At 71.2% G+C, this 25,564-nt stretch carries 22 protein-coding genes; 18 read left to right on the forward strand and 4 right to left on the reverse strand.

Annotated elements, in window-relative coordinates:
• The first annotated feature begins 15 nt into the window (after window positions 1-15).
• The 12 genes from BS75_RS36040 to BS75_RS36095 all read left to right on the forward strand — a co-directional run bounded on the left by BS75_RS36040 (window position 16) and on the right by BS75_RS36095 (window position 12,744).
• Window positions 16-540: a LemA family protein gene (locus BS75_RS36040; protein ID WP_034091215.1), complete on the forward strand. Its 525-nt coding sequence runs from the start codon at window positions 16-18 to the stop codon at window positions 538-540.
• Window positions 541-712: 172 nt separating this feature from the next.
• Window positions 713-1,627: a pyridoxal 5'-phosphate synthase lyase subunit PdxS gene (gene pdxS / locus BS75_RS36045; protein WP_034091216.1), complete on the forward strand. Its 915-nt coding sequence runs from the start codon at window positions 713-715 to the stop codon at window positions 1,625-1,627.
• A gap of 156 nt (window positions 1,628-1,783) precedes the next feature.
• A complete protein-coding gene (gene pdxT / locus BS75_RS36050; RefSeq protein WP_034091217.1) occupies window positions 1,784-2,395 on the forward strand; it encodes a pyridoxal 5'-phosphate synthase glutaminase subunit PdxT in 612 nt (203 codons plus the stop codon).
• A gap of 80 nt (window positions 2,396-2,475) precedes the next feature.
• The gene (locus BS75_RS36055) at window positions 2,476-3,237 is read left to right on the forward strand and encodes a YebC/PmpR family DNA-binding transcriptional regulator (protein WP_034091218.1); all 762 of its coding nucleotides are present in this window, start codon (window positions 2,476-2,478) and stop codon (window positions 3,235-3,237) included.
• A gap of 153 nt (window positions 3,238-3,390) precedes the next feature.
• Window positions 3,391-3,948, forward strand: coding sequence for a crossover junction endodeoxyribonuclease RuvC (gene ruvC, locus BS75_RS36060; protein ID WP_034091219.1), 558 nt, complete (start codon window positions 3,391-3,393; stop codon window positions 3,946-3,948).
• Entirely contained in the window at window positions 3,945-4,559 is a 615-nt protein-coding gene (gene ruvA, locus BS75_RS36065; RefSeq protein ID WP_034091220.1) for a Holliday junction branch migration protein RuvA, read from the forward strand. The genes ruvC and ruvA overlap by 4 nt, the downstream gene beginning before the upstream one ends.
• A gap of 87 nt (window positions 4,560-4,646) precedes the next feature.
• A complete protein-coding gene (gene ruvB, locus BS75_RS36070; protein WP_034091221.1) occupies window positions 4,647-5,708 on the forward strand; it encodes a Holliday junction branch migration DNA helicase RuvB in 1,062 nt (353 codons plus the stop codon).
• Between the two features lie 171 nt (window positions 5,709-5,879).
• Window positions 5,880-6,338, forward strand: a complete 459-nt coding sequence (gene yajC / locus BS75_RS36075) for a preprotein translocase subunit YajC (RefSeq protein WP_042437399.1) — start codon at window positions 5,880-5,882, stop codon at window positions 6,336-6,338.
• Between the two features lie 147 nt (window positions 6,339-6,485).
• Window positions 6,486-8,306: a protein translocase subunit SecD gene (gene secD / locus BS75_RS36080; RefSeq protein WP_034091222.1), complete on the forward strand. Its 1,821-nt coding sequence runs from the start codon at window positions 6,486-6,488 to the stop codon at window positions 8,304-8,306.
• Between the two features lie 4 nt (window positions 8,307-8,310).
• On the forward strand, window positions 8,311-9,465 hold the full coding sequence (gene secF, locus BS75_RS36085) for a protein translocase subunit SecF (protein ID WP_034091223.1): 1,155 nt from the start codon (window positions 8,311-8,313) through the stop codon (window positions 9,463-9,465).
• Window positions 9,466-9,575: 110 nt separating this feature from the next.
• A complete protein-coding gene (locus BS75_RS36090) occupies window positions 9,576-10,121 on the forward strand; it encodes an adenine phosphoribosyltransferase (RefSeq protein ID WP_034094476.1) in 546 nt (181 codons plus the stop codon).
• A gap of 121 nt (window positions 10,122-10,242) precedes the next feature.
• Window positions 10,243-12,744 carry a RelA/SpoT family protein gene (locus BS75_RS36095; protein WP_034091224.1) on the forward strand — a complete coding sequence of 834 codons (2,502 nt, stop codon included), beginning with the start codon at window positions 10,243-10,245 and terminating at the stop codon, window positions 12,742-12,744.
• 65 nt (window positions 12,745-12,809) lie between these two features.
• Here the strand turns inward: BS75_RS36095 and BS75_RS36100 are convergent, their stop codons facing one another.
• Together BS75_RS36100 and BS75_RS36105 are read right to left on the reverse strand one after the other, a co-directional pair.
• Window positions 12,810-14,039, reverse strand: coding sequence for a DUF349 domain-containing protein (locus BS75_RS36100; RefSeq protein ID WP_034091225.1), 1,230 nt, complete (start codon window positions 14,037-14,039; stop codon window positions 12,810-12,812).
• Between the two features lie 209 nt (window positions 14,040-14,248).
• On the reverse strand, window positions 14,249-15,151 hold the full coding sequence (locus tag BS75_RS36105; RefSeq protein ID WP_231607995.1) for a peptidylprolyl isomerase: 903 nt from the start codon (window positions 15,149-15,151) through the stop codon (window positions 14,249-14,251).
• Between the two features lie 247 nt (window positions 15,152-15,398).
• Here BS75_RS36105 and BS75_RS36110 point away from each other — a divergent pair, with 247 nt between their 5' ends.
• Genes BS75_RS36110 through aspS form a run of 3 tightly spaced genes read left to right on the forward strand, consistent with a single transcriptional unit; the run spans window position 15,399 to window position 19,143 of the window.
• On the forward strand, window positions 15,399-16,106 hold the full coding sequence (locus BS75_RS36110; protein WP_034091226.1) for an MBL fold metallo-hydrolase: 708 nt from the start codon (window positions 15,399-15,401) through the stop codon (window positions 16,104-16,106).
• An 11-nt stretch (window positions 16,107-16,117) separates the two neighbouring features.
• The gene (gene hisS / locus BS75_RS36115; RefSeq protein ID WP_034091227.1) at window positions 16,118-17,380 is read left to right on the forward strand and encodes a histidine--tRNA ligase; all 1,263 of its coding nucleotides are present in this window, start codon (window positions 16,118-16,120) and stop codon (window positions 17,378-17,380) included.
• On the forward strand, window positions 17,377-19,143 hold the full coding sequence (gene aspS / locus BS75_RS36120) for an aspartate--tRNA ligase (RefSeq protein ID WP_034091228.1): 1,767 nt from the start codon (window positions 17,377-17,379) through the stop codon (window positions 19,141-19,143). Before hisS ends, aspS begins: the two co-directional genes overlap by 4 nt.
• 85 nt (window positions 19,144-19,228) lie before the next feature.
• Here the strand turns inward: aspS and BS75_RS36125 are convergent, their stop codons facing one another.
• On the reverse strand, window positions 19,229-20,995 hold the full coding sequence (locus BS75_RS36125; RefSeq protein ID WP_034091229.1) for a glycoside hydrolase family 35 protein: 1,767 nt from the start codon (window positions 20,993-20,995) through the stop codon (window positions 19,229-19,231).
• A gap of 311 nt (window positions 20,996-21,306) precedes the next feature.
• On the opposite strand from BS75_RS36125, the gene BS75_RS36130 reads away from it, so the two are divergent.
• From BS75_RS36130 to BS75_RS36140, 3 genes are all read left to right on the forward strand, one after another.
• On the forward strand, window positions 21,307-22,620 hold the full coding sequence (locus BS75_RS36130; protein ID WP_231607996.1) for an extracellular solute-binding protein: 1,314 nt from the start codon (window positions 21,307-21,309) through the stop codon (window positions 22,618-22,620).
• A gap of 118 nt (window positions 22,621-22,738) precedes the next feature.
• Window positions 22,739-23,686 (forward strand): carbohydrate ABC transporter permease, encoded by a 948-nt coding sequence (locus BS75_RS36135; protein ID WP_231607997.1) that lies wholly within the window; start codon window positions 22,739-22,741, stop codon window positions 23,684-23,686.
• Window positions 23,683-24,597, forward strand: a complete 915-nt coding sequence (locus BS75_RS36140; protein ID WP_231607998.1) for a carbohydrate ABC transporter permease — start codon at window positions 23,683-23,685, stop codon at window positions 24,595-24,597. The genes BS75_RS36135 and BS75_RS36140 overlap by 4 nt, the downstream gene beginning before the upstream one ends.
• Window positions 24,598-24,782: 185 nt before the next feature.
• Here the strand turns inward: BS75_RS36140 and BS75_RS36145 are convergent, their stop codons facing one another.
• Window positions 24,783-25,481 (reverse strand): TNT domain-containing protein, encoded by a 699-nt coding sequence (locus tag BS75_RS36145; protein ID WP_197091993.1) that lies wholly within the window; start codon window positions 25,479-25,481, stop codon window positions 24,783-24,785.
• Window positions 25,482-25,564 lie beyond the last annotated feature (83 nt).

A 25,564-nucleotide genomic window follows, 5' to 3' on the forward strand; every position in this document is an offset into this window, starting at 1 on the left:
CTAGGGTGACCGTCCGTGAGCATCTGGATCTGGGTCGCGGTCGCGGTCGTCCTCGTCGGCTGGTACCTGAGCTGGACGGCGGGCCGGCTGGACCGGCTGCATACCCGGATCGACGCCGCCCGGGCCGGCCTCGACGCCCAACTGCTGCGCCGCTCCTCGGCGGCGCAGGAACTGGCGACCTCGACGCTGCTGGATCCGGCCTCGTCGATCCTGCTCTACCAGGCGGCGCACGCGGCCCGCACGGTGGAGCCGGAGCGGCGGGAGGTCGCCGAGAGCGAGCTGAGCCAGGCGCTCCGGGCGCTGTTCGCCGAGCCGGAGCAGGCGGAGGAGCTGAACGCGCTCCCGGGCGGGGCGGAGGCGGTGGCGGACCTGACGGCCGCGACCCGGCGGGTGCCGATGGCCCGGCGCTTCCACAACGACTCGGTGCGGGCGGCCCGCGCCGTGCGTCGGCACCGGGTGGTGCGGCTGTTCCGGCTGGCCGGGCACGCGCCCTTCCCGCTGGCCTTCGAGATGGACGACGAGCCGCCGACCGGACTCTGACGCGGCTCCGACGCGGCTCTGACCGGCACGTTCGGCGTGAGCCTCGCCACTCCGTAGTGGCAGGGTGGCCGGGGGGTAGCTGGACTCCGCGGCGCATCGGTTAGGGTCGGACCGGGCCTACCATGGGCCTTGTAGCTCCTCTGCACTGTCCGTGTCTTCAGTGAGGTCTTTCGTGTCCACCAACACCCCTGTCTCCGTCGACCAGCCCGCGGTCGGCACCGCCCGTGTGAAGCGCGGCATGGCCGAGCAGCTCAAGGGCGGCGTGATCATGGACGTCGTCAACGCCGAGCAGGCAAAGATCGCCGAGGATGCCGGTGCCGTGGCCGTCATGGCCCTGGAGCGCGTCCCCGCCGACATCCGCAAGGACGGCGGCGTGGCCCGGATGTCCGACCCGGACATGATCGACGGCATCATCTCCGCGGTCTCCATCCCGGTCATGGCCAAGTCCCGGATCGGCCACTTCGTCGAGGCCCAGGTCCTCCAGTCGCTCGGCGTCGACTACATCGACGAGTCCGAGGTGCTGACCCCGGCCGACGAGGCCAACCACAGCGACAAGTGGGCGTTCACCACCCCCTTCGTCTGCGGTGCCACCAACCTGGGCGAGGCCCTGCGCCGCATCGCCGAGGGCGCGGCCATGATCCGCTCCAAGGGCGAGGCCGGCACCGGCAACGTCGTCGAGGCCGTGCGCCACCTGCGCCAGATCCGTGCCGAGATCGGCAAGCTGCGCGCCTGCGACAACAACGAGCTCTACGCCGCCGCGAAGGAGCTCCGCGCCCCCTACGAGCTGGTCAAGGAGGTCGCCGAGCTCGGCAAGCTCCCGGTCGTGCTGTTCTCGGCCGGCGGTGTGGCCACCCCGGCCGACGCCGCGCTGATGATGCAGCTCGGCGCCGAGGGCGTCTTCGTCGGCTCCGGCATCTTCAAGTCGGGCGACCCGGCCAAGCGCGCCGAGGCCATCGTCAAGGCGACCACCTTCTTCGACGACCCCAAGGTCGTCGCGGATGTCTCGCGCGGTCTGGGCGAGGCCATGGTCGGCATCAACTGCGACACCCTGCCCGAGTCCGAGCGCTACGCCAACCGCGGCTGGTAGTACCCGGCCCGCAGGACCCGGCCCACGGCTCCGGCCGGCGGCTCCGAGTGTGACCGGTGGGGAGTGCGGGCAGGTTCCGCGCTCCCCACCGGTTTTCGTTCCGGCGTTCCACGTTCCCATCACCGTTCTCCGACATCTCCGAAGAGGTCGACTCCCGTGTCCTTCAGCAATCCCGTCATCGGTGTCCTCGCGCTGCAGGGCGACGTCCGTGAGCACGCCTTCGCCCTGGTCGAGGCCGACGCCGTGGCCCGCCCGGTCCGCCGCCCGGAGGAGCTGGCCGAGGTCGACGCGCTGGTCATCCCCGGCGGCGAGTCCACCACCATGTCCAAGCTGGCGCTGATCTTCGGGATGATGGAGCCGCTGCGGGCCCGGGTCGCCGCCGGGATGCCGGTCTACGGCTCCTGCGCGGGCATGATCATGCTGGCGGACAAGATCCTTGAGGGCCGGGACGACCAGCAGACCGTCGGCGGCATAGACATGACGGTCCGCCGCAACGCCTTCGGCCGGCAGAACGACTCCTTCGAGCAGCCCGTGGACTTCCGCGGCCTGGAGGGCGGCCCGGTCCACGGCGTCTTCATCCGCGCGCCCTGGGTCGAGTCGGTCGGCGAGGGCGTCGAGGTGCTGGCGGACCTGGACGCGGCGACCGGCGGCGGGCGCATCGTGGCGGTGCGCCAGGGGAACCTGCTGGCCACGTCCTTCCACCCGGAGCTCAGTGCGGACCACCGGGTGCACTCCTACTTCGTCGACATGGTCCGCAACGCGGGCTGATCCACGAGCGACCGCCCGTCAGGGCGACGGTAGGATCTCCCTGTTCCGATTTCGTTGGTGCTGTATGAAGGAGTCATTCGATGTCCGGCCACTCCAAATGGGCTACCACCAAGCACAAGAAGGCCGCCATCGACGCGAAGCGCGGCAAGCTCTTCGCGAAGATGATCAAGAACATCGAGGTGGCTGCCCGTACCGGCGGCGGAGACCCCGCCGGTAACCCGACGCTCTACGACGCCATCCAGAAGGCCAAGAAGAGCTCGGTCCCGATCGACAACATCAACCGCGCGGTCAAGCGCGGTTCCGGAGCAGAGGCCGGCGGCGCCGACTACTCCACCATCATGTACGAGGGCTACGGCCCCAACGGTGTCGCAGTGCTGATCGAGTGCCTGACCGACAACCGCAACCGCGCCGCCTCCGACGTCCGGGTCGCGATGACCCGCAACGGCGGTTCGATGGCCGACCCCGGCTCGGTCTCGTACATGTTCACCCGCAAGGGTGTCATCGCCGTCGCCAAGGCCGAGAAGCTGGACGAGGACACGATCCTCGACGCCGTGCTCGACGCCGGCGCCGAGGAGGTCAACGACCTCGGCGACAGCTTCGAGGTGATCAGCGAGGCCACCGACCTGGTCGCGGTCCGCACCGCGCTGCAGGCCGCCGGCCTCGACTACGACTCGGCCGAGGCCAGCTTCGTGCCCAGCGTGCAGGTCGAGTTGGACGCCGAGGGCGCCCGCAAGATCTTCAAGCTGATCGACGCCCTGGAGGACAGCGACGACGTGCAGAACGTCTTCGCCAACTTCGACCTGCCGGCCAGCGTCGTCGCCGAGCTCGACGACGAGGACTAGCAGCCGCTGCCGGCACTCGCTGTCGGCGCAGCACCCGCGTTCCTACCGCCCGGTGGCCCCCAGGCCGCCGGGCGGCGGTGCGTCCGGCACCGGTTGTCGGTGCCGACCGGTAGCCTCACCAGGCAGCGAGAGTTCTACGAAAGGCGGGAGCGCGTGCGCGTCCTGGGGGTGGACCCTGGCCTGACCAGGTGCGGCGTCGGCGTGGTCGACGGCGCGCCGGGCCGGCCGCTGCACATGGTCGCCTGCGGCGTCGTGCGCACCCCGGCCGACGCCGACGTGGCCCACCGGCTGCTCCAGATCGAGCAGGGGCTGGAGCTCTGGTTCGACACCCACCAGCCCGAACTCGTGGCGGTGGAGCGGGTGTTCGCACAGCACAACGTCCGCACGGTGATGGGCACCGCGCAGGCCAGCGCGGTCGCCATGCTCTGCGCCACCCGGCGCGGCATCCCGGTCACCCTGCACACCCCCAGTGAGGTCAAGGCCGCCGTCACCGGCAGCGGGCGGGCCGACAAGGACCAGGTCGGGGCCATGGTCACCCGGCTGCTCCGGCTCGACGCCCCGCCCAAGCCCGCCGACGCCGCCGACGCCCTGGCCCTCGCCATCTGCCACATCTGGCGCGGCGCGGCCGTCGACCGGATCGCCGCCGCCGTCGCCGCCACCCGCGCCCCGCGCCCCTCCAGCCATGCCCGCCCCAAGGAGTACCGACGATGATCGCTTTCGTCAGCGGCCCGGTGGCCGCCGTCAGCCCCGGCTCGGCCGTGGTCGAGGTCGGCGGCGTGGGCATGCTCGTCCACTGCGCACCGGCCACCCTGGCCGCGCTGCGGATCGGCGAGCCGGCCAGGATCGCCACCTCGCTGGTGGTCAGGGAGGACTCGCTCACCCTCTACGGCTTCGCCGACGACGACGAGCGGCAGACCTTCGAACTGCTGCAGACCGCCAGCGGCGTCGGCCCCAAGGTCGCCCAGGCGATGCTGGCCGTGCACAGCCCCGAGGCGTTGCGGGTCGCCGTCGCCCGGGGTGACGCCAAGGCGCTCACCGCCGTCCCCGGGATCGGTCCCAAGGGCGCGCAGAAGCTGCTGATCGAGCTCAAGGACCGGCTCGGCCGTCCCACCGGCGCGGTCCCGGCCCAGCAGCACGCCGTCGCCGCCGGGCCCGCGCCCTGGACCGATCAGCTGCACGCGGCGCTGGTCGGCCTGGGCTTCGCCCCGCGCGAGGCCGAGGACGCCGTCACCGCAGTCACCCCCGAGGCCGAGGCCCAGGCGAAACCCGACATCTCCGCCCTGCTGCGGAGCGCGCTGCAGACCCGCAACCGCACCCGCTGAGCCCCTGCCCCTGCTGCTCCAGAACCCCGCCGCTCCAGAACCCCGCCGCTCCAGAACCCCGCTGCCCAGATCCGCCGAAGGAAGCCCGTGAGCCTGCACGACGACCCCGAAGCCGGCGACCGGCTGGTCACCTCCGCCGCCGACGGTGAGGACCGGGCCGTCGAGGCCGCGCTGCGCCCCAGGGACCTGGACGAGTTCATCGGCCAGGAGCGCGTCCGTGAGCAGCTGTCGCTGGTGCTCCAGGCCGCCCGGCACCGCGCCGCCACCCCGGACCACGTGCTGCTCAGCGGCCCGCCCGGGCTGGGCAAGACCACCCTGTCCATGATCATCGCGGCCGAGATGAACGCCCCGATCCGGATCACCTCCGGGCCGGCGATCCAGCACGCCGGGGACCTCGCCGCGATCCTCTCCTCGCTCACCGAGGGCGAGGTGCTGTTCCTGGACGAGATCCACCGGATGTCCCGGCCCGCCGAGGAGATGCTCTACATGGCGATGGAGGACTTCCGGGTCGACGTCATCGTCGGCAAGGGTCCCGGCGCCACCGCGATCCCGCTGGAGCTGCCGCCGTTCACCCTGGTCGGCGCGACCACCCGGGCCGGACTGCTGCCGCCGCCGCTGCGCGACCGCTTCGGTTTCACCGGTCACATGGAGTTCTACGCCCCGGGCGAACTGGAACGGGTGATACACCGTTCGGCCGGGCTGCTGGACGTCCGGATCGACACCGCCGGGGCCGCCGAGATCGCCGGCCGCTCCCGCGGCACGCCCCGGATCGCCAACCGGCTGCTGCGCCGGGTCCGCGACTTCGCGCAGGTCAGGCATGACGGCGTGGTGAACCGGGAGATCGCCAGGGCCGCGCTGGCGGTCTACGAGGTGGACGAGCGCGGGCTCGACCGGCTGGACCGCGCGGTGCTGCACGCGCTGCTCAAGCTCTTCGGCGGCGGACCGGTCGGCCTGTCCACGCTCGCCGTCGCCGTGGGCGAGGAGTCTGAGACAGTTGAAGAGGTCGCGGAGCCGTTCCTGGTGCGTGAGGGCCTGCTGGCCCGCACCCCCAGGGGCCGGATCGCGACCGCCGCGGCCTGGCAGCACCTGGGCCTCACGCCGCCGCGGATGCCCGGCCAGAGCCAACAGGAAACCCTCCCGGAGGGTTGAGTACAGACTGTTGTGGGTCGGGACTCGCTTTCGCCGGAACTGGGATGACATGCTTGACGTTGTTCCACCAAGGCGTGTGACTTAGACTCCGCCCGCCGCCCTTCCCCGGGGCGGACCGCCCCGAAGACCGGCCGCGACCCCCCTTGCGGCCCTGCAAAGGACCCGTCAGTCGTGAATCCCATCTTTCTCTTCCTCATTCTGGCCTTCGGTGGCCTGATGATCATGTCCACCCGCTCTGGCAAGAAGAAGCAGCAGGCTGCCATCGAGATGCGCAACAAGATGGAGCCGGGAGTCGGGGTTCGCACGATCGGCGGAATGTACGCGCTGGTGAAGTCCGTCACCGAGGAGGCCGTCGAGCTGGAGGTCGCCCCGGGCGTCTACGCGCTCTACGCCAAGAACGCCATCGCGGTGGTCATGGACGGGGTCGAGTACAACCGGATCGTTCACGGCGACGAGGACGAGGAGGACGCGGAGGGGGTCGAGGACGACGCGGACGTCGCGGCGGGCGAGGCCGAGGACGAGGCCGTGGTGCTCGACAAGGCCGAGCAGACCGACGCCGACAGCGCTGCCGACGAAGCCAAGGCCGACGAAGGCAAGGCCGACGGCGACAAGATCGCATTCAGCAAGTAGCGTGCTCCGTACGCCAGTCACAGGTGACTGTGCCTGCGGACGGCCCCACAGGACCGCTGCGTCGTTGCCGCGCCACACCCTGTCCACCGAACCCTCGGTGGTGGTGGCGCACCCCAACCCACGGCATGGACAGAGAGAATCGAGAAGGTGGCCTCACCCAAATCCCGTCCGCGTGACGGATACCCGGGGCGTGCTCTGAGCCTGATTCTGGCGATCGCGGTGGCCCTGGTGGCCATCATGTTCGCCACCGGGTACAAGACGCCGCACCTGGGCATCGACCTCGCCGGTGGCACCAGCGTCACGCTCCAGGCGAAGGCGCCCAAGGGCGACTCGGGAGCGATCAACTCCACGAGCATGAACGAAGCCGTCGCGATCCTGCAGGACCGGGTCAACGGCACCGGCGTGTCCGAGGCGGAGGTGCAGACCGAGGGCAGCAACACCATCGTGGTGACGATCCCGAAGGGGCAGAACTCCCAGCAGGTGCTCGACACCATCGGGACGACCGCCAAGCTGTACTTCCGGCCGGTGGTCGCCAGCGCCCTCTCGGGAGTGCCCGCCAGCGCCGTCACCACGGCCTCTCCGTCCGCCTCGGGTGCGGCCTCCGGCACGCCCGCGCCGTCGGCGTCCAGCACGGCCAAGGCCGTGGCGAACGCCCCGGCCAGCGCCGCGGCCTCGGCGACCAAGACCCAGGGCGACGCGGTCACCGGCGACCTGACCAAGGCCACCGCCTCGGCCAGTGCGAACGCCAGTGACAAGGCCTCGTCCCCGGCCACCAAGCCCGCGGCCGCGGGGGCCACGCCCTCGGCGAGCGCCAAGCCCGGTGCCACGGTGGCGACGACCAACCTCCAGGGCACCCCGCCGGCCGATGTCGCGACTGCCTTCGCGGCGCTGGACTGCTCCAAGCAGGACCAGCGCAATGACCACCAGACGAGCGACAGCGCCGACGCGATCGCCTGCTCGCAGGACACCCAGGCGGGCGGCGGCTACTACACCAAGTACGCGCTCGGCCCGGTGATGGTCGCCGGCACCGACGTCTCCAGCGCCTCGGCCGGGATCAGCACCAGCAACGGCGCCTGGCAGATCAACCTGAACTTCGACAGCAAGGGCACCTCGGAGTTCGCCAAGGCCACCACCACCCTGGTCAAGAACCCGGCCGGCAGCGTGACCAACCAGTTCGCGATCGTCCTCGACGGCCAGGTGGTCTCGGCTCCGGGCGTCAACTCGGCGATCACCGGCGGCCAGGCGCAGATCACCGGCAGCTTCACCCAGCAGCAGGCGGTCAGCCTCGCCAACGTGCTGAACTACGGCGCGCTGCCGCTGACCTTCACCACCCAGGACGTGACCACGGTCTCGCCGCAGCTCGGCGGCAACCAGCTGCAGGCCGGCCTGCTCGCGGGCGCCATCGGCCTCGCCCTGGTCGTGCTCTACTCGCTGGTCTACTACCGCGGCCTCGGCCTGGTCAGCATCGCCGGTCTGGGGATGTCGGCGGTGCTCACCTACTCGATCATGAGCCTGCTGGGCGGGACGATCCACTTCGCCCTGAACCTGCCGGCGGTCTGCGGTGCCATCGTCGCCATCGGTATCACGGCCGACTCGTTCGTCGTCTACTTCGAACGGATCCGGGACGAGGTGCGGACCGGCTCCTCGCTCCGCCCCGCGGTCCGCAACGCCTGGCCCCGCGCCCGGCGCACCATCCTGGTCTCGGACTTCGTGTCCTTCCTGGCCGCCGCGGTGCTGTACTTCTTCACCGTGGACAAGGTGCAGGGCTTCGCCTTCACCCTGGGTCTGACCACCCTGCTCGACGTGGTCGTGATCTTCCTCTTCACCAAGCCGCTGATCACGCTGCTGGCGCGACGGAAGTTCTTCGCCGACGGTCACCCCATGTCCGGGGTCGACCCGAAGCGGCTGGGAGCCCGTCCGCCCATCCGCGGCGGCCGCCGCCGTCCCGCCGAGACCAAGGAGGCCTGACCAGATGTCACGCTTCGGCAACATCGGGCACCGTCTCTACACCGGTGAGGTCAGCTTCGACTTCGTCGGTCGGCGCAAGCTGTGGATGATCATCTCCGGGGTCATCCTGCTCGCCGCCGTGGTCGGCCTGGGCGCCCGCGGCCTGAACCTGGGCATCGAGTTCAAGGGCGGCCAGATCTACACGGTCACCAAGCCCGGACTCACCGTCAGCCAGGCCCAGGACGTCGCCAACAAGATCACCGGTGACAACTCGGCCCTGGTCCAGTCGGCCACGACCAGCACCGGCAAGTCGATCACCATCCAGATCAACGCCGACTCCAACGTCGCGCCGGCCACCGCGATCTCGGACCTGTCCAAGGACCTGTCCATCAACGCCTCGGCGATCAACACCCAGTCGATCGGCGCCAGCTGGGGCAAGGACATCAGCCAGAAGGCGCTGGAAGGCCTGATCGTCTTCCTGATCCTGCTGACGCTGTACCTGGTCTTCGCCTTCGAGTGGCGGTTGGCGGTCGGCGCGCTGGTGGCGCTGCTGCACGACATGGTGATCACCGTCGGCGTGTACGCGCTGCTGGGCTTCACCGTGAGCTCCGGCACCGTGATCGGCTTCCTGACCATCCTCGGGTACTCGCTCTACGACACCGTCGTCGTCTTCGACGGTCTCAAGGACGCCACCAAGAAGCTGGACAGCCAGACCAAGATGACCTACAGCGAGGCGGCCAACCACTCGCTGAACGGCACCCTGGTCCGGTCGATCAACACCACCATCCTGGCGCTGCTGCCGGTCGCCGCGCTGCTGTTCATCGGTGGCGGGCTGCTCGGCGCGGGTCAGCTGAACGACATCTCGCTGGCGCTGTTCATCGGTCTGAGCGCCGGTGCGTACTCCTCGATCTGCGTCGCCACGCCGCTGGTGGCCTGGCTCAAGGAGAAGGAGCCGCAGAACATCGCCCTCGCCGAGCGGGTCGCCAAGCGTCGCGCCAGTGAGGCGAAGGCGCTGGCCGAGGGCCGTACGGTCGAGTCGCAGCCCGGCGACGTCGACGTGCCGCAGGACCGCCGCGGGGACGACGACGAGGCGGGCCACGCGGTCACGGCCGGCGGCCCGCGCCGCCAGCCGGTCAACCGCAGCCGCAGCGACCGTCGCTCGACGGGCAAGCGGAACTAGCAGGGCGGCAGTACCAAGGGGACCCGGTGGGGGCGGTGCCGATCTGGCTCGCCCCCACCGGCCTGTGCAGGGGCACGGACCGCCGTGGCCCGGGAATCTGGAGCAGCAGCATGAGCAGCACCGACCTCGCCGACCTCCTCTCGGCCCGGATCAGGGACGTCGCGGACTACCCCAAGCCCGGGGTGGTCTTCAAGGACATCACCCCGCTGCTGGCCGACCACGACGCCTTCTCCGCCCTGGTCGAGCATCTGGCGGAGCGGGCCAGGGAGCTGGGCGCGACCAAGGTGGTCGGCCTGGAGGCGCGCGGCTTCATCCTGGCGGCCCCGGCCGCCTACGCCGCCGGGGCGGGCTTCGTCCCGGTCCGCAAGCAGGGCAAGCTCCCCGGGGCCTGCTACTCCCAGGCCTACGAGCTGGAGTACGGCTCGGCCGTGCTTGAGGTGCAGCAGGACGCCCTCGCCGCCGGTGAGCGGGTGCTGGTCGTCGACGACGTGCTGGCGACCGGCGGCACCGTCGAGGCGGCACTGGAGCTGATCCACCGGGCCGGCGCGGAGCTGGCCGGGGTGGTGGTGCTGATGGAGCTGGGCTTCCTGGGCGGCCGGGAGCGCCTGGCCGGACACCTCGGCGCGGCCCCGCTGGAGACCGTGATCACGGTCTGAGCAGCACGGCCGGGGGCGGGTCGCCGGAACGTTCGGCGGCCCGCCCGCGGCGTCCCGGAGAACAGGCGTCCGCCGGGCTCGGTACCATGGGATATCCGCGACTCGCTCCTGAGGAGTGCACTTGCCCGAAGAGGTCGTGCCAACCGCTGCCAAGGCTGAGGCAGAGGAGAGCGCCCGCGCCGCAGCGCAGCCCGCCGTCCAGGCCGCCGCGCCGGCCGAGGCGCCGGCCTCCGCCGCGCCCGCGCCGTACGTGGCGGCCAAGCCGCCCGCCGTGCGCCGCGTTCCCACGACCGGCGCGCACGCCGTGGTCTCCCGCCCCAGCGCCGCCTCCCCGAGCCGCGTACGGGCCCGGCTGGCCCGTCTGGGCGGCCAGCGGGCCAACACCGTCAACCCGGTACTGGAGCCGCTGTTCCGGATCGTCCGCAGCAACGACCCCAAGGCCGACCTGCCGACGCTGGAGCGGGCCTACCAGATCGCCGAGCGCTGGCACCGGGGCCAGAAGCGCAAGAGCGGCGACCCGTACATCACCCACCCGCTGGCGGTCGCGACCATCCTGGCCGAGCTGGGCATGGACCTGCCGACGCTGATGGCCGGGCTGCTGCACGACACCGTCGAGGACACCGACTACGGCCTGGACACGCTGCGCCGGGACTTCGGCGACACCGTGGCCATGCTGGTCGACGGCGTGACCAAGCTGGACAAGGTCAAGTTCGGCGAGGCGGCGCAGGCCGAGACGGTCCGGAAGATGGTCGTCGCCATGGCGCGCGACCCCCGGGTGCTGGTGATCAAGCTGGCGGACCGGCTGCACAACATGCGCACCATGCGCTACCTGAAGCGGGAGAAGCAGGAGAAGAAGGCCCGCGAGACGCTGGAGATCTACGCCCCGCTGGCGCACCGGCTGGGCATGAACACCATCAAGTGGGAGCTGGAGGACCTCGCCTTCGCGATCCTCTACCCCAAGATGTACGACGAGATCGTCCGGCTGGTCGCCGAGCGCGCGCCCAAGCGCGACGAGTACCTGATGACCGTGACCGACCAGGTCATGGGCGACCTGCGGGCGGCGCGGATCAAGGCGACGGTCACCGGCCGGCCGAAGCACTACTACAGCGTCTACCAGAAGATGATCGTGCGCGGTCGCGACTTCGCCGAGATCTACGACCTGGTGGGCATCCGGGTCCTGGTCGACTCGGTCCGGGACTGCTACGCGGCGCTGGGCACCATCCACGCGCGCTGGAACCCGGTGCCGGGGCGGTTCAAGGACTACATCGCCATGCCCAAGTTCAACATGTACCAGTCGCTGCACACGACGGTGATAGGCCCCGGCGGCAAGCCGGTCGAGCTGCAGATCCGCACCTTCGACATGCACCGCCGGGCCGAGTACGGCATCGCCGCGCACTGGAAGTACAAGCAGCAGGCGGTGGCCGGGGCGTCCAAGGTGCGGACCGACACGCCCACCGGCAAGGGCGCCAAGGCCGACACCGTCAACGAGATGGCCTGGCTGCGGCAGCTGCTCGACTGGCAGAAGGAGACCGAGGACCCCAGCGAGTTCCTGGAGTCGCTCCGCTTCGACCTGTCCAACAGCGAGGTCTTCGTCTTCACGCCCAAGGGCGACGTGATCGCGCTACCGGCCGGGGCGACCCCGGTCGACTTCGCCTACGCCGTCCACACCGAGGTCGGCCACCGGACCATAGGGGCCCGGGTCAACGGCCGGCTGGTGCCGCTGGAGTCCACCCTGGACAACGGCGACCTGGTGGAGGTCTTCACCTCCAAGGCCGCCACCGCCGCGCCCTCGCGGGACTGGCTGGGCTTCGTCAAGTCGCCCCGGGCCCGCAACAAGATCCGCGCCTGGTTCTCCAAGGAGCGCCGCGAGGAGGCGATCGAGCAGGGCAAGGAGGCCATCACCCGGGCCATGCGGAAGCAGGGCCTGCCGCTGCAGCGCATCCTCACCGGCGACTCGCTGGTCACCCTGGCCCACGAGATGCGCTACCCGGACATCTCCTCGCTCTACGCCGCGATCGGCGAGGGCCATGTCTCGGCGCAGACCATCGTCCAGAAGCTGGTCCAGGCCCTCGGCGGCGAGGAGGGTGCGACCGAGGACATCGCCGAGACCACCACCCCCTCGTCCACCGGCGGCGGGCGGCGCGGCAGCCGCCGCAACGCGGCCGACCCGGGCGTCGTGGTCAAGGGCGTCGCGGACGTCTGGGTGAAGCTCTCGCGCTGCTGCACGCCGGTCCCCGGTGACCCGATCGTCGGCTTCATCACCCGGGGCAACGGCGTCTCGGTGCACCGGGCCGACTGCGTCAACGTGGACTCGCTGGCCCAGCAGCAGGAGCGGATGGTCGAGGTCGAGTGGGCGCCGACCCAGTCCTCGGTGTTCCTGGTCGCGATCCAGGTCGAGGCGCTGGACCGGTCCCGGCTGCTCTCGGACGTCACCCGGGTGCTGTCGGACCAGCACGTCAACATCCTGTCGGCGGCGGTGCAGACCTCCCGCGACCGGGTGGCGATGAGCCGGTTCACCTTCGAGATGGGCGACCCCAAGCACCTCGGCCACGTGCTGAAGGCGGTGCGCGGCGTCGAGGGCGTCTACGACGTCTACCGGGTCACCAGCTCGCGCCAGCGCTAGCGCCAGTACGCGCAGCGGGCCCCCACCGGCGTGGTGGGGGCCCGCTGCGCGTACTGCGGGGCTTGTCAGCCGCCGAACTCCTGGAGGCCCTTGAGGGCCTGGTCCAGCAGCTCGCGGCGGCCGGCCAGCTCGGACTCCAGCTTGGCGACCCGGCCGTTGTCACCCTTGGTCCGGGCGGCCTCGATCTGCTTCTCCAGCTTGTCCACGGCGGACTGGAGCAGCCCGGTCATGCCCTGGGCGCGGGCCCGGGCCTCCGGGTTGCTGCGCTGCCACTCGGCCTCCTCGGCCTCGCGGATGGCGCGGTCCACCACGTGCAGCCGGGCCTCCAGCTTGGGCCGGGCGTCGCGCGGGACGTGGCCGATCTCCTCCCAGCGCTCGCTGATCGAGCGGTAGGAGGCCTTGACGGCCTTGAGGTCGGAGATCGGCAGCAGCGCCTCGGCCTCGGTCAGCAGCGCCTCCTTGGCGACCTGGTTGACCCGCTCGTCGGCGTCGCGCTCGTCGAAGACCGCCGAGCGGGCCTGGAAGAAGACGTCCTGGGCGCCGCGGAAGCGGGCCCACAGCTCGTCCTCGGCCTCGCGCTGGGCGCGGCCGGCCGCCTTCCACTCGGTCATCAGGTCGCGGTAGCGGGCCGCGGTCGCGCCCCAGTCCGTGGACCCGGACAGCGACTCGGCCTCCTTGACCAGCCGCTCCTTGTGCTGCCTGGCCTCGTCGCGCTGCTGGTCCAGCGTCGCGAAGTGGGCCTTGCGGTGCTTGGAGAAGGTCGAGCGGGCGTGCGAGAAGCGGTGCCAGAGCTCGTCGTCGGCCTTCCGGTCCAGCCGGGGCAGGGCCTTCCAGGTGTCCACCAGGGCGCGCAGCCGGTCCCCGGCCTCCCGCCACTGGGTGGACTCCGCCAGCTGCTCGGACTCCGCGACCAGGGCCTCCTTGGCGGCCTTGGCCTCCTCCTGGGCCTTGGCGCGGGAGGCGCGGCGCTCCTCGCGCTTGGCGTCCACCTCGCCCACCAGGACGTCGAGCCGCTTGGCCAGGGCGGCCAGGTCGCCGACGGCGTGGCCCTCGGTCACCAGTCCGCGCAGGTGCTCGACGGCGGTCAGCGCGTCCTTGGCCGCCAGGTCGGTGGTCCGCACCCGGCGCTCCAGCAGGCCGATCTCGACGGCGATGCCCTCGTACTTCCGGGTGAAGTAGGCGAGTGCCTCGTCAGGGGATCCCGCCTGCCACGAGCCGACGACGCGTTCGCCCTCGGCCGTCCGCACGTAGACGGTCCCCTCGTCGTCGACACGGCCCCACGGGTCGCTGGTCACAGCGCCTCCTCCATATGGTGGCCCGCCTCTCGGGGGCGGGCCACCGTCCACAGTTCGTTGCCCGGCCTGGCTCAAACCGGCCACCGGGGTCAAGGCACCCTACAAGACGCCAACATAGGCGACCGGTGCCGGTGCTGTCCGTATCCGAGCGGCGAAAACTGTCGCGCGTGCCGCAGCGGACGGGCTTGCGGTGTTCCGGTGCCGCAGCTTCAGGACTTGACGGTCGTGACGCTGTTCATGGTGACCGCCTGGTACGGCTTGCCGTCGCCGTTCGGCGCACCGGCCGCGCCGATCGCCTGGAGTTCGCTCAGGCCGCCGGTGATGGTGCCGAACGGGGTGTAGCTCGGCGGCAGTTGGCTGTCCTTGTAGACCAGGAAGAACTGGCTGCCGTTGGTGTTGGGGCCGGAGTTGGCCATGGCCACGGTGCCGGCCGGGTAGGTCACCGAGCCGCTGGAGCCGGCCGCGCCGAGGCCGGTCAGGTTCTCGTCCTTGAAGGTGTAGCCGGGGCCGCCGGTGCCGCTGCCGGTCGGGTCGCCGCACTGGAGCACGTACAGGCCGGTCTCGTTGGTGAGCCGGTGGCAGATCACGTGGTCGAAGTAGTGCTGCCCGGCCAGGAAGACGAAGGAGTTGACCGTGTGCGGGGCCTTCGCGGCGTCCAGCTTCAGGGTGATCGGACCGCAGTTGGTGGCGATGGTCGCGGTGTAGGTCGCGTTGGTGTCGATGGTCATGGCCGGCTCGGTCTTCCACGACATGGTCGCGGGCTTGGCCGTGGGCGCCGCCGTGCAGCCGGCCACCGGCAGCTTCACCGAGGCGGGCGCGGCGGTGGAGGAGGCGCTGGCGGCGGCCGAGGGGGTGGCGGAGGCGGCGGCGTCCGCCGAGGCCGACTTCTTCTTGCTCCCGCCGGAGGTCAGCGCCCAGGTGCCGCCGGCGAGCAGGGCGACGGCCACCACGGCCGAGCCGATCTGCAGGGTCAGCCGCCGGGTGCGCCTCAGCGACTCCGCCCGGCGGGCCTGCTGGCGCTGGTACTTCAGCTGCGCCAACTGCCGCTGCCGCTTCTCCTTGTCCTTCGACAGCTTCGGCTGGGGCGTCTTCGACGTGTTGTTCGCGGCCACCGACGGTCTCTCCCTCTGCGCGTCCCCGCACCTCGTCGGTGGGGATGTTTCCACTCGTTGGGCGCTCAGTGTAGGGAGGAAATCTGAAAATCCGTGGCCAGGACCGGAATTTCCCGCATCGGATTCCGCAGCGCGCCCCGGGACAACGGGTTCGCGATCGTCCCCGCCCCGCCGGTAGGCTGCGTCCATACCTCCCGCGCCCGAGCGCGGACCCGCCGCCACCACCTCCGACGTGCAAAGGATCCACGTGTTCATCGCCGGCTTCCCCGCAGGGGCCTGGGGCACCAACTGCTACCTGGTCGCCCCCGCCCCCGGCGAGGAGTGCGTCATCGTCGACCCGGGCCACCAGGCCGCCGCCGGCGTCGAGGACGCGGTCCGCGAGCACGGGCTGAAGCCCGTCGCGGTGATCCTCACCCACGGACACATCGACCACGTCGCCTCGGTGATGCCGGTCTGCGGCGCCCGCGGCGTCCCGGCCTGGATCCACCCGGAGGACCGGTACATGCTCTCCGACCCGGAGAAGGCCCTCGGCCGCTCCCTCGGCGCGCAGCTGATGGGGGAGCTCACCCTCGGCGAACCGGACGACCTGCGGCTGCTCACCGACGGCAGCGTGCTCGACCTGGCCGGACTGCGGTTCACCGTCGACCATGCGCCCGGCCATACCAAGGGGTCGGTGACGTTCAGGACCCCCGAGGCACCGGAGCTTCCGCCGGTGCTGTTCTCGGGGGACCTGCTCTTCGCCGGCTCCGTAGGACGCTCCGACCTCCCCGGAGGAGACCCCGAGGCCCTCCTGCAGTCGCTGGCCCGCGTGTGCCTGCCGCTCCAGGACGAGACCGTGGTCCTCTCCGGACACGGCCCCCAGACCACCATCGGCCGCGAGCGCGCCACCAACCCGTACCTGCTCCAGGTCGCGGGCGGGGCAGGCAGCGCCGCCGCCGTGCGCCGAGGAATGTGACTGACGATCAGATGAACGCCTTCACCGCCCCCAAGGGCACCTACGACCTGCTCCCGCCCGACTCCGCCACCGTGCTGGCCGTCCGCGAGGCCATCGCCGCCCCGCTGCGCCGGGCCGGCTACGGCTACATCGAGACGCCCGTCTTCGAGGACGTCAAGCTGTTCTCGCGCGGCGTCGGCGAGTCCACCGACATCGTCTCCAAGGAGATGTACACCCTCACCACGCTCGGCGGCGACGAGCTCGCGCTGCGCCCCGAGGGCACCGCCTCGGTGCTCCGGGCCGCGCTGGAGGCCAACCTGCACCGGATCGGGAACCTCCCGGTGAAACTCTGGTACTCCGGCTCCCAGTACCGCTACGAGAAGCCGCAGAAGGGCCGCTACCGGCAGTTCTGGCAGGTCGGCGCCGAGGCGATCGGCGCCACCGACCCGGCGCTGGACGCCGAGCTGATCATCCTGGCCGACGACGCCTACCGCTCGCTCGGGCTGCGCGACTTCCGGATCCTGCTGAACAGCCTCGGCGACAAGCAGTGCCGCCCGGTCTACCGGGCCGCGCTCCAGGAGTTCCTGGCCGGCCTGGACCTGGACGAGGACACCGTCCGCCGGGCCGGGCTCAACCCGCTGCGGGTGCTGGACGACAAGCGCGAGTCGGTGCAGGCGCAGCTGGTCGGCGCGCCGATGCTGGTCGACTACCTGTGCGAGGACTGCAAGGCGTACCACGAGCAGGTGCGCGAGCTGCTGACCGCCGCCGGGGTCGCCTTCGAGGACGACCCCAAGCTGGTCCGCGGCCTCGACTACTACACCCGGACCACCTTCGAGTTCGTCCACGACGGCCTCGGCTCGCAGTCCGCCGTCGGCGGCGGCGGGCGCTACGACGGGCTGTCCGAGATGATCGGCGGCCCGGCGCTGCCCTCCGTCGGCTGGGCCCTCGGGGTGGACCGCACCGTGCTCGCGCTGGAGGCCGAGGGCGTACAGCTCCCGGTCGCGCCCGCCACCGACGTCTTCGCGGTGCCGCTGGGCGAGGAGGCCAAGCGGGTGCTGTTCGCCGCGGTCACCGCGCTCCGCCGGGAGGGCGTCAACGCCGACCTGGTCTACGGCGGCAAGGGGATGAAGGCCGCGATGAAGGCGGCCGACCGCTCCGGCGCCCGCTACGCGCTGGTCGCCGGCGAGCGGGACCTCGCCGAGGGGCTCGTCCAGCTCAAGGACCTCACCACCGGCGACCAGACCCCGGTCGCCCTCGACGCTCTCGTCGCCACCCTGAAGGAGAAGCTCAAGTGATCCGCAGCCATGAAGCCGGCACGCTCCGCCCGGAGCACGCCGGCACCACCGTGACCCTCGCTGGCTGGGTCGCCCGCCGCCGCGACCACGGCGGTGTCGCCTTCATCGACCTGCGGGACGCCTCCGGCACGGTCCAGGTCGTCGTGCGCGACCTGGACGCCGTGTCCGAGCTGCGCTCCGAGTGGTGCGTCAAGGTGGTCGGCGAGGTCCGGGTCCGTCCCGAGGGCAACGAGAACACCGAGATCCCGACCGGTGCGGTCGAGGTCGTGGTCAACGAGCTGACCGTGCTCTCCGAGTCCGCGCCGCTGCCGTTCCAGGTCGCCGAGTACGAGCCCGGATCGGTCAACGAGGAGGTCCGGCTCCGCTACCGCTACCTCGACCTGCGCCGTGAGGGCCCGGCCAAGGCGCTGCGGCTGCGCTCCCGGGCGACCCACATCATCCGCACGGTGATGGAGGAGAACGGCTACCTCGACATCGAGACCCCGTACCTCACCCGGTCCACCCCCGAGGGCGCCCGCGACTTCCTGGTCCCGGTCCGGCTCCAGCCGGGCCACTGGTACGCCCTGCCGCAGTCGCCGCAGCTGTTCAAGCAGCTGCTGATGGTGGCCGGCATGGAGCGCTACTACCAGATCGCCCGCTGCTTCCGGGACGAGGACTTCCGTGCCGACCGGCAGCCGGAGTTCACCCAGCTCGACGTCGAGGCCTCCTTCGTCGACCAGGAGGACGTGCTGGAGCTCGGCGAGAAGATCGTCTCCCGGGTCTGGGGCGAGGTCCTGGGCCACCAGGTCCAGCTGCCGCTGCCGCGGATGACCTACGCCGACGCCATGGCCCGCTACGGCTCGGACAAGCCCGACGTCCGCTTCGACAACGAGCTGACCGACCTCACCGGCTACTTCGCCGGCACCGAGTTCCGGGTCTTCCAGGCGCCCTACGTCGGCGCGGTGGTCATGCCCGGCGGCGCCTCGCAGCCGCGCAAGCAGCTCGACGCCTGGCAGGACTGGGCCAAGGCGCGCGGCGCCCGCGGCCTGGCCTACGTCCTGGTGGACGAGGAGACCGGCGAGCTGCGCGGCCCGGTCGCCAAGAACCTCTCCGCCGAGCACCTGGCCGGCCTGGCCGAGGCGGCCGGCGCCAAGCCCGGCGACGCCGTCTTCTTCGCGGCCGGCAAGAAGACCGCCTCGCAGGAGCTGCTGGGTGCGGCCCGGCTGGAGATCGGCCGTCGCTGCGGGCTGATCGACGAGTCCAAGTGGGCCTTCCTCTGGGTCGTCGACTTCCCGATGTTCGAGCCGATCGAGGACGACAAGGGCGAGTTCCAGGGCTGGCACGCGGTGCACCACCCCTTCACCGCGCCCACCGCCGAGTTCCTGGACACCTTCGACAAGGACCCGGGCAACGCCCTCTCCAACGCCTACGACCTGGTGCTCAACGGCTCCGAGCTGGGCGGCGGCTCGATCCGTATCCACCAGAAGGACGTGCAGAAGCGCGCCTTCGAGGCGATCGGGCTCTCCGAGGAGGAGGCCCAGTCGCAGTTCGGCTTCCTGCTCACCGCCTTCGACTTCGGCCCGCCGCCGCACGGCGGCATCGCCCTCGGCCTGGACCGGGTGGTGACCCTGCTCGGCGGCTACGACACCATCCGCGACGTGATGGCCTTCCCGAAGACCTCCACCGGCGGCGACCCGCTGACCGGCGCGCCGACGCCGATCACCGCGCAGCAGCGCAAGGAGGCCGGCGTGGATGCCAAGCCCAAGGAGCAGCAGGAGGGCTGACGCCGCTGCACTGACGGTGTGTCACTGACGGTGCCCCGCTGCTCTCCCCTCCGGGAGCAGCGGGGCACCGCTGTCCGAGGAGCCGTCAACCCAGGTCGGGCTCGGGACGGAGCTCGGCGGTGCGGCCGGTGGAGCCGTCCAGCTCCAGCAGGACCAGCTCGTTGCGGCCCGCGCGCAGCAGCGGCCAGGGCAGGTAGAGGGTGCGCTGCGGCCCCCGGTCCCAGTAGCGGCCGAGCAGCACCCCGTTGATCCAGGCGTAGCCCTTGGTCCAGCCGGGCAGCGCCAGGTAGGTGTCGGCGGGTTCGGCGAGGTCGAAGCAGGCGCGGTGGAAGGCGGGTCCGGTCAGCGCCTCCGGCGCGGCCGAGCCGGCCCAGGGCAGCAGCCCGGGGGTGCCGTCGCGCAGCGGCATCGGTTCCACCGTCCACCGGTGCAGCTGCTGCTGGGTGTGCAGGACCGCGCCGAGGCCCTTGCGGTCGCCGAGCCCGGCGCCGTAGTTGACCCGGCCCATGGACTCGACCAGCAGGGTCAGCTCGGACTCCGCCCCGGGGACGGCGAACTCGACCGGGGGGTGCTCGGCGTCGCGTTCGAGGACGGCCAGCAGCCGCCCGTCCAGTTCCACCCGGGCCCGGTCGGCCAGGCCCTGGACGGTGAGCGGGTAGGCCCGGCGCGGCCCCGGGACGGTGGTGCGGTACAGGGCCAGACCGTGCTCCAGGCCCAGTTCCTCGAATCGGGGCGGGGTGGGGGAGCGGACGGCGCCGGTGCTGAGCGCGCCGACCGCGTCGGCCAGCGGCAGTGACTCGGTGAGCTCCAGCCGGGTGAGCGGCAGCGGAGCGGGCAGCGGTTCCGGTTCCGGCAGCGGGCCGTCCGTGTGGGCGGCCAGGAGTTCGCGGAAGGCCCAGAACTTGGCGGTGGGCGCGCCGCGCTCGTCGATCGGGGCGTCGTAGTCGTACGAGGTGACGGTCGGCTGGTAGCCGGCGCCGGTGCGGGGGTCGGCGGTGTTGGCCCCGGCCCAGGTGCCGAAGTTGGTGCCGCCGTGGGCCATGTACAGGTTGACCGAGCCGCCCTGGTCCAGGATCTCGCGCAGCGCCCCGGCCGCGTCCTCGGCCGGGCGGACGGTGTGCCGCTCGCCCCAGTGGTCGAACCAGCCGTTCCAGAACTCCATGCAGAACGGCGGCGACTTCGGCTGGTGGGCGCGCAGCTCGCGGAAGGCCTCGGCGCCCCGGCTGCCGAAGTTGACGGTGGCCAGGTGTTCCGGGAGCGCGCCGCCGGTCAGGAAGAAGTCCTCGGGGCCGTCGCTGGTGAACAGCGGGACGTCGATGCCCCGGGCGCGCAGCCCCTCGGCCAGGTGGCGCAGGTAGTCGTGGTCGGTGCCGAAGGAGCCGTACTCGTTCTCGATCTGCACCATCAGCACATTGCCGCCGCGGCTGGTCTGCCGCTCGGCTATCAGCGGGATCAGCCGGTCGTACCAGCGGTCCACGTGGGCCAGGTAGCGCGGGTCGGCGGTGCGCAGCCGCAGCGCCGGGTCGGCCGACAGCCACCAGGGCAGGCCGCCGTTCTCCCACTCGGCGCAGATGTACGGGCTGGGGCGGACGATGGCGTGCAGGCCGGCCGCCGCGCTGAGGTCGAGGAAGGCGCCGAGGTCGGCGATCCCGTCGAAGTCGTAGCTGCCCGGTCGGGGCTCGTGCAGGTTCCACGGGACGTAGGTCTCGACGGTGTTCAGACCCAGGGCGCGGAGCATGCCGAGCCGCTGCGGCCACTGCTCGGGGCGGCTGCGGAAGTAGTGCAGGGCGCCGGAGAGCAGCCGCAGCGGGCGGCCGTCGAGGGTGAAGCCGTCGGGGGAGATGTCGAGCATGGGGTTCCTTGGGGCCTGGGCGACGTGCCGGGGGCAGGGCTGTGCGGGTCGTGCACGGGTGGAGCAGATGTATGCGCTTTTGTGCTCGTCGGGCTCTGGTGCCCCGGTCCGCCCTCGGCGAGGATTGGACCGGTCATACTGCTTGATTCTGCTGGCAAGGCCGTGGTTCGCTCAGTCAGCTGCGCCGGGCGAGGCCCATCCTGGGCGACCCTGCGTGGTTCTGCAAACTTTGACCGGTCAAACTGTTGACTGCTGTTCATTTTGCCTCAATGATGCGCAGAAACGAAAGCATGAATCACAAGGAGTTCACTGTGGAGACCCGATGGATGCGAGCTGCCGGGATCGCGGCGGCCACCCTCGTCGCACTCACCGCCTGCAGCAGTAGCTCGACGAGCGGCAGCTCCGCCTCGGGCGGCACGGCTGCCGGCCCCGTCAAGATCCAGTTCTGGGGCTGGGCCCCGGGCTACGCGCAGTCGGTGGCCCTGTTCAACAAGACCCACCCCGACATCCAGGTCAGCTTCGAGACCACGGCCTCGGGCTCCAAGGGCGGCTACACCAAGATGCTGACGGCGGTGAAGGCCGGCAACGCGCCCTGTCTGGCCCAGGTCGGCTACGAGACCCTGCCCAGCTTCGCCGCCGCCGGCGCCCTGCAGGACGTCTCCGCCGACGCCGACAGCGCCAAGTCGCAGTTCGCGGCCTGGACCTGGAACCAGGTGAGCATCGGCGGCCAGGTCTTCGGCATCCCGGTGGACACCGCGCCGATGGCGCTGCTCTACCGGAAGGACCTGTTCGCCAAGTACGGCATCACCACCCCGCCCGCCACCTGGGCCGACTACGCGGCCGACGCCGCCAAGGTGCACGCCGCCGACCCGAGCGTCTACCTCGGCGACTTCGGCAACGACGCCTACCAGTACGCCGGGCTCGACTGGCAGGCCGGCGCCGGCTGGTTCGGCACCAGCAACAACTCCTGGCAGGTCAGCATCGACAGCGCGGCCAACGCCAAGGTCGCCGACTACTGGCAGGGCCTGCTGGGCAAGCACCTGCTCAAGCCCGACCCCAGCTACGACGCCTCGCTCTACAAGGACATGAGCGACGGCAAGATCCTCTCCGACGTCAACGCCGTCTGGGACGCCCCGATCATCGCCACCAGCGTCGACAAGTCGACCTCCGGCAAGTGGGCCGTGGCCCCGATGCCGGTCTGGGACGCGAGCAACCCGGTCTACGGCAACGACGGCGGCTCGGCCACCGCCGTGCTCAAGGGCTGCAACGACGCCAAGGCCGCCACCGAGTTCGCGGTCTGGATGAGCACCAACGCCGACAGCGTCAGCAACCTGATCAAGGTCACCGGCATCTACCCGGCCGCCACCTCGGGCCTGACCAACGCCGCGCTCAGCACCCCCGACGCCTTCTACGGCAACCAGGTCATCTACGACGTCTTCAAGGCCGAGACGCCGAACATCTCCACCACCTGGCAGTGGGGTCCGACCATGACCCAGACCTCGACCGACCTCGGCACCGGCCTGGGCCAGGCCGGCAGCGGCAGCAGCACCCTGCCGTCTGTGCTGACCAGCGTCCAGAACTCGACCGTGGCCGAGCTGAAGAACCAGGGCCTCAGCGTCGGCTGACGGACCGGCCGGACGGTCGGGCCGCCCTCCCCACCCGTCCGTCCGGCCCCGCGCAGCACGCGCGCGAACCCGAAGACCCCGCGGTGCCCGCCCCGGTCCCGCACGTATGGAGAAGCCCGTGACCACCTCCCAGCCCCTGTCGGCACCGACAGGAACCCGCGGCGCGCCGCGCAGGCCCGCCCGGCGCAACCGGCCGGGCCGGACCGCCGCCGGATTCCTGCTGCCGTTCGCCCTGCTGTTCGTCTGCCTCTACCTGGCGCCGATCTGCTACTCCGTCTACCAGAGCCTGTTCACCATGCACCGGTCCGGGCTCGGACTGAGCGCGCCCACCCAGGTCTTCGGCGGACTGGCCAACTACACCCGGGCGCTGGGCGACGCCGCCTTCCGCTCCTCGCTGCTCCGGGTGCTGCTGATCGGCGTGGTGCAGGTGCCGCTGATGCTGGGCCTGGCGCTCGGCCTGGCACTGCTGCTGGACGCCCGGACCACGCTGTTCAAGCGCTTCTTCCGGCTGGCGTTCTTCCTGCCCTACGCCCTGCCCGGGGTCATCGGCGCGATCATGTGGGCCTTCCTCTACGCCCCCGGCCTCAGCCCGATCAGCTCGGCGCTGGCCCACCTCGGCCTGCACGTGGACTTCGTCTCCGGCGGGATGCTGGCCCCCTCGATCGGCAACATGATCACCTGGGGCTGGACCGGCTACAACATGCTGATCATCTACTCGGCGCTGCAGGCCGTCCCCGGTGAGCTGTCCGAGGCCGCCGTCATGGACGGCTGCGGGCCCTGGCGGATCGCCTGGCACATCAAGATCCCGGCGGTGCGTTCGGCCCTGGTGCTCACCACGGTCTTCTCCATCATCGGCACCGCCCAGCTCTACAACGAGCCGGCCGTGCTGCAGAACATCGCCCCGACCCTCAGCAGCAGCTACACCCCGATCTTCGCCGCCTACAACGCGGTCAACGACAACGACTTCGGCCGCGCCGCCGCCGACTCGGTGATCCTGGCCGTGCTGACCTTCGCGCTGTCGTTCGGACTGCTGCGCCTCGTCCAGCGCCGGGGAGACACCCAGTGAGCCTGCACCTGACCGACCGTCCGGACACCGGCACGGAGCGCACCGCCCGCACCGAGCCCCGGCGCGCCCGCTTCTCGCCCGCCCGCTGGATCATCCTCGCCGGGATGATCATGTCGGCGGTCTACTTCCTGCTGCCGGTCTGGTGGCTGCTGGTCAACTCCACCAAGGAGAACAACCAGCTCTACTCGACCAACGGCTTCTGGTTCGCCCACTTCAGCCTCTTCAGCAACGTCCAGTCCGTGTTCACCCGCAGCGGCGGCATCTACGGGCAGTGGCTGGCCAACAGCGCCCTCTACGCGGTGCTCGGCGCGGGCATCAGCACCCTGATCTCCGCCATGGCCGGCTACGCCCTGGCCAAGTACCGCTACCGGGGCCGCGAGGCGATCTTCAACGTCGTCCTCGGCGCGGTGCTGATCCCGCAGCCGCTGCTGGCCATTCCGCTCTACCTGATGTTCTCCCCGGTGCACATCGTCAACACCTACTGGAGCGTGCTGCTGCCGAGCATGGTCAGCCCGTTCGGGGTCTACCTGTCCCGGGTCTACGCCGCCGCCTCGGTACCGGACGAGCTGCTGGAGGCCGGGCGGATCGACGGCGCGGGCGAGTTCCGGATCTTCTCCACCATCGCGCTGCGGGTGATGTCGCCCGCCCTGGTCACGGTCTTCCTGTTCCAGTTCGTCGCGATCTGGACCAACTACCTGCTGCCGGCCCTGATGCTGGCCAACCAGAAGCTGCAGCCGGTCACCGTCGGAATCGTCGGCTGGCAGTCCCAGCGCGGGATCGGCTCCAGTTCGGTGCCGTTCAACATCATCATCACCGCGGCGATGGTCTCGGTCGTCCCGCTGGTCATCATGTTCCTCTTCCTCCAGCGCTTCTGGCGCTCGGGCCTGGCCGCGGGCAGCCTCAAGGGCTGAACCGGCGCGCCGGAAGCGGGGCGGTCGGAACCGGGGCGCTCCCACCACAGCTCCTGAGCACCCCTCAGGTACGGACCTCCGGGCGGCGCGCATCCCGCGCCGCCCGGCGGCCGCCCGGGCGGGCCTGCCGTAAACCTGGCGGCAGGCCCGCCCCCGCAGTCACCCTGACCCTGGCCCGGCCAGGGTCAGACCCGGGCCAGGTAGCCGTTGTCGACCAGCCACCCCACGTTCAGCTGGGCCGGCGCACCGGGCACCAGGGTGGAGTCCAGCTGGTACTGCCAGCCGTGGCCGGGCTGACCGAACCACGGGGCGATCGGACCCGAGTCCACCGTGAACGCCTTGACCACCCGGTAGTCGTGGTAGTTGCAGGTCGCCGCCGGGGTGCTGTCCAGGCTGGACGGCGGGATCGAACGGGAGGCGTAGGAGATCCCCTCGGGGGCGAGGAAGGAGCCGTACTCGCTGCCGTAGCGGTCGATGTCCTGGCCCGGCCGCAAGGTCTGGGTGCCCTCCTCCGGCTTGCCGTTCGGCGCGATCACATAGCCGTTGTCCGGCGGGTAGATCCAGCCCGGCGAGCCGGAGTTGGCGGTCGGGCTGTAGTACTGCGCCAGCAGCTGGGCGTTGGTGAGGTCGCCCGAGCGGTGGTAGCCGATGAGCTCCCAGCCGACCAGCCCGAACAGCGGCAGCTGCTGCGGACCGAGCCGGTAGTCGCTGTCGAAGTACGTCGCCGAGCACTGGTCGAGCGGCGTCGAGGCCGTGGCGGACACGGACGTACTGTCGGCCGCGGGCGTGGCCGCCTGTGCGGTGCCGGCGCCGGTGGCGACGACGGCGGACGCGAGCATGGCGGCGGCGGCGAGCAGTGACGCCAGGTTCCTACGGGTGCGCATGATCCCCCTACATAGTGATCCGTGACCATCCGTGTGCATACGGTGAACAGTGAATCGGGTGGGGCAGCGCGCCGTCAACGGTG

This window comes from Streptacidiphilus albus JL83 (assembly GCF_000744705.1).
Classification (GTDB): Bacteria; Actinomycetota; Actinomycetes; order Streptomycetales; family Streptomycetaceae; genus Streptacidiphilus; species Streptacidiphilus albus.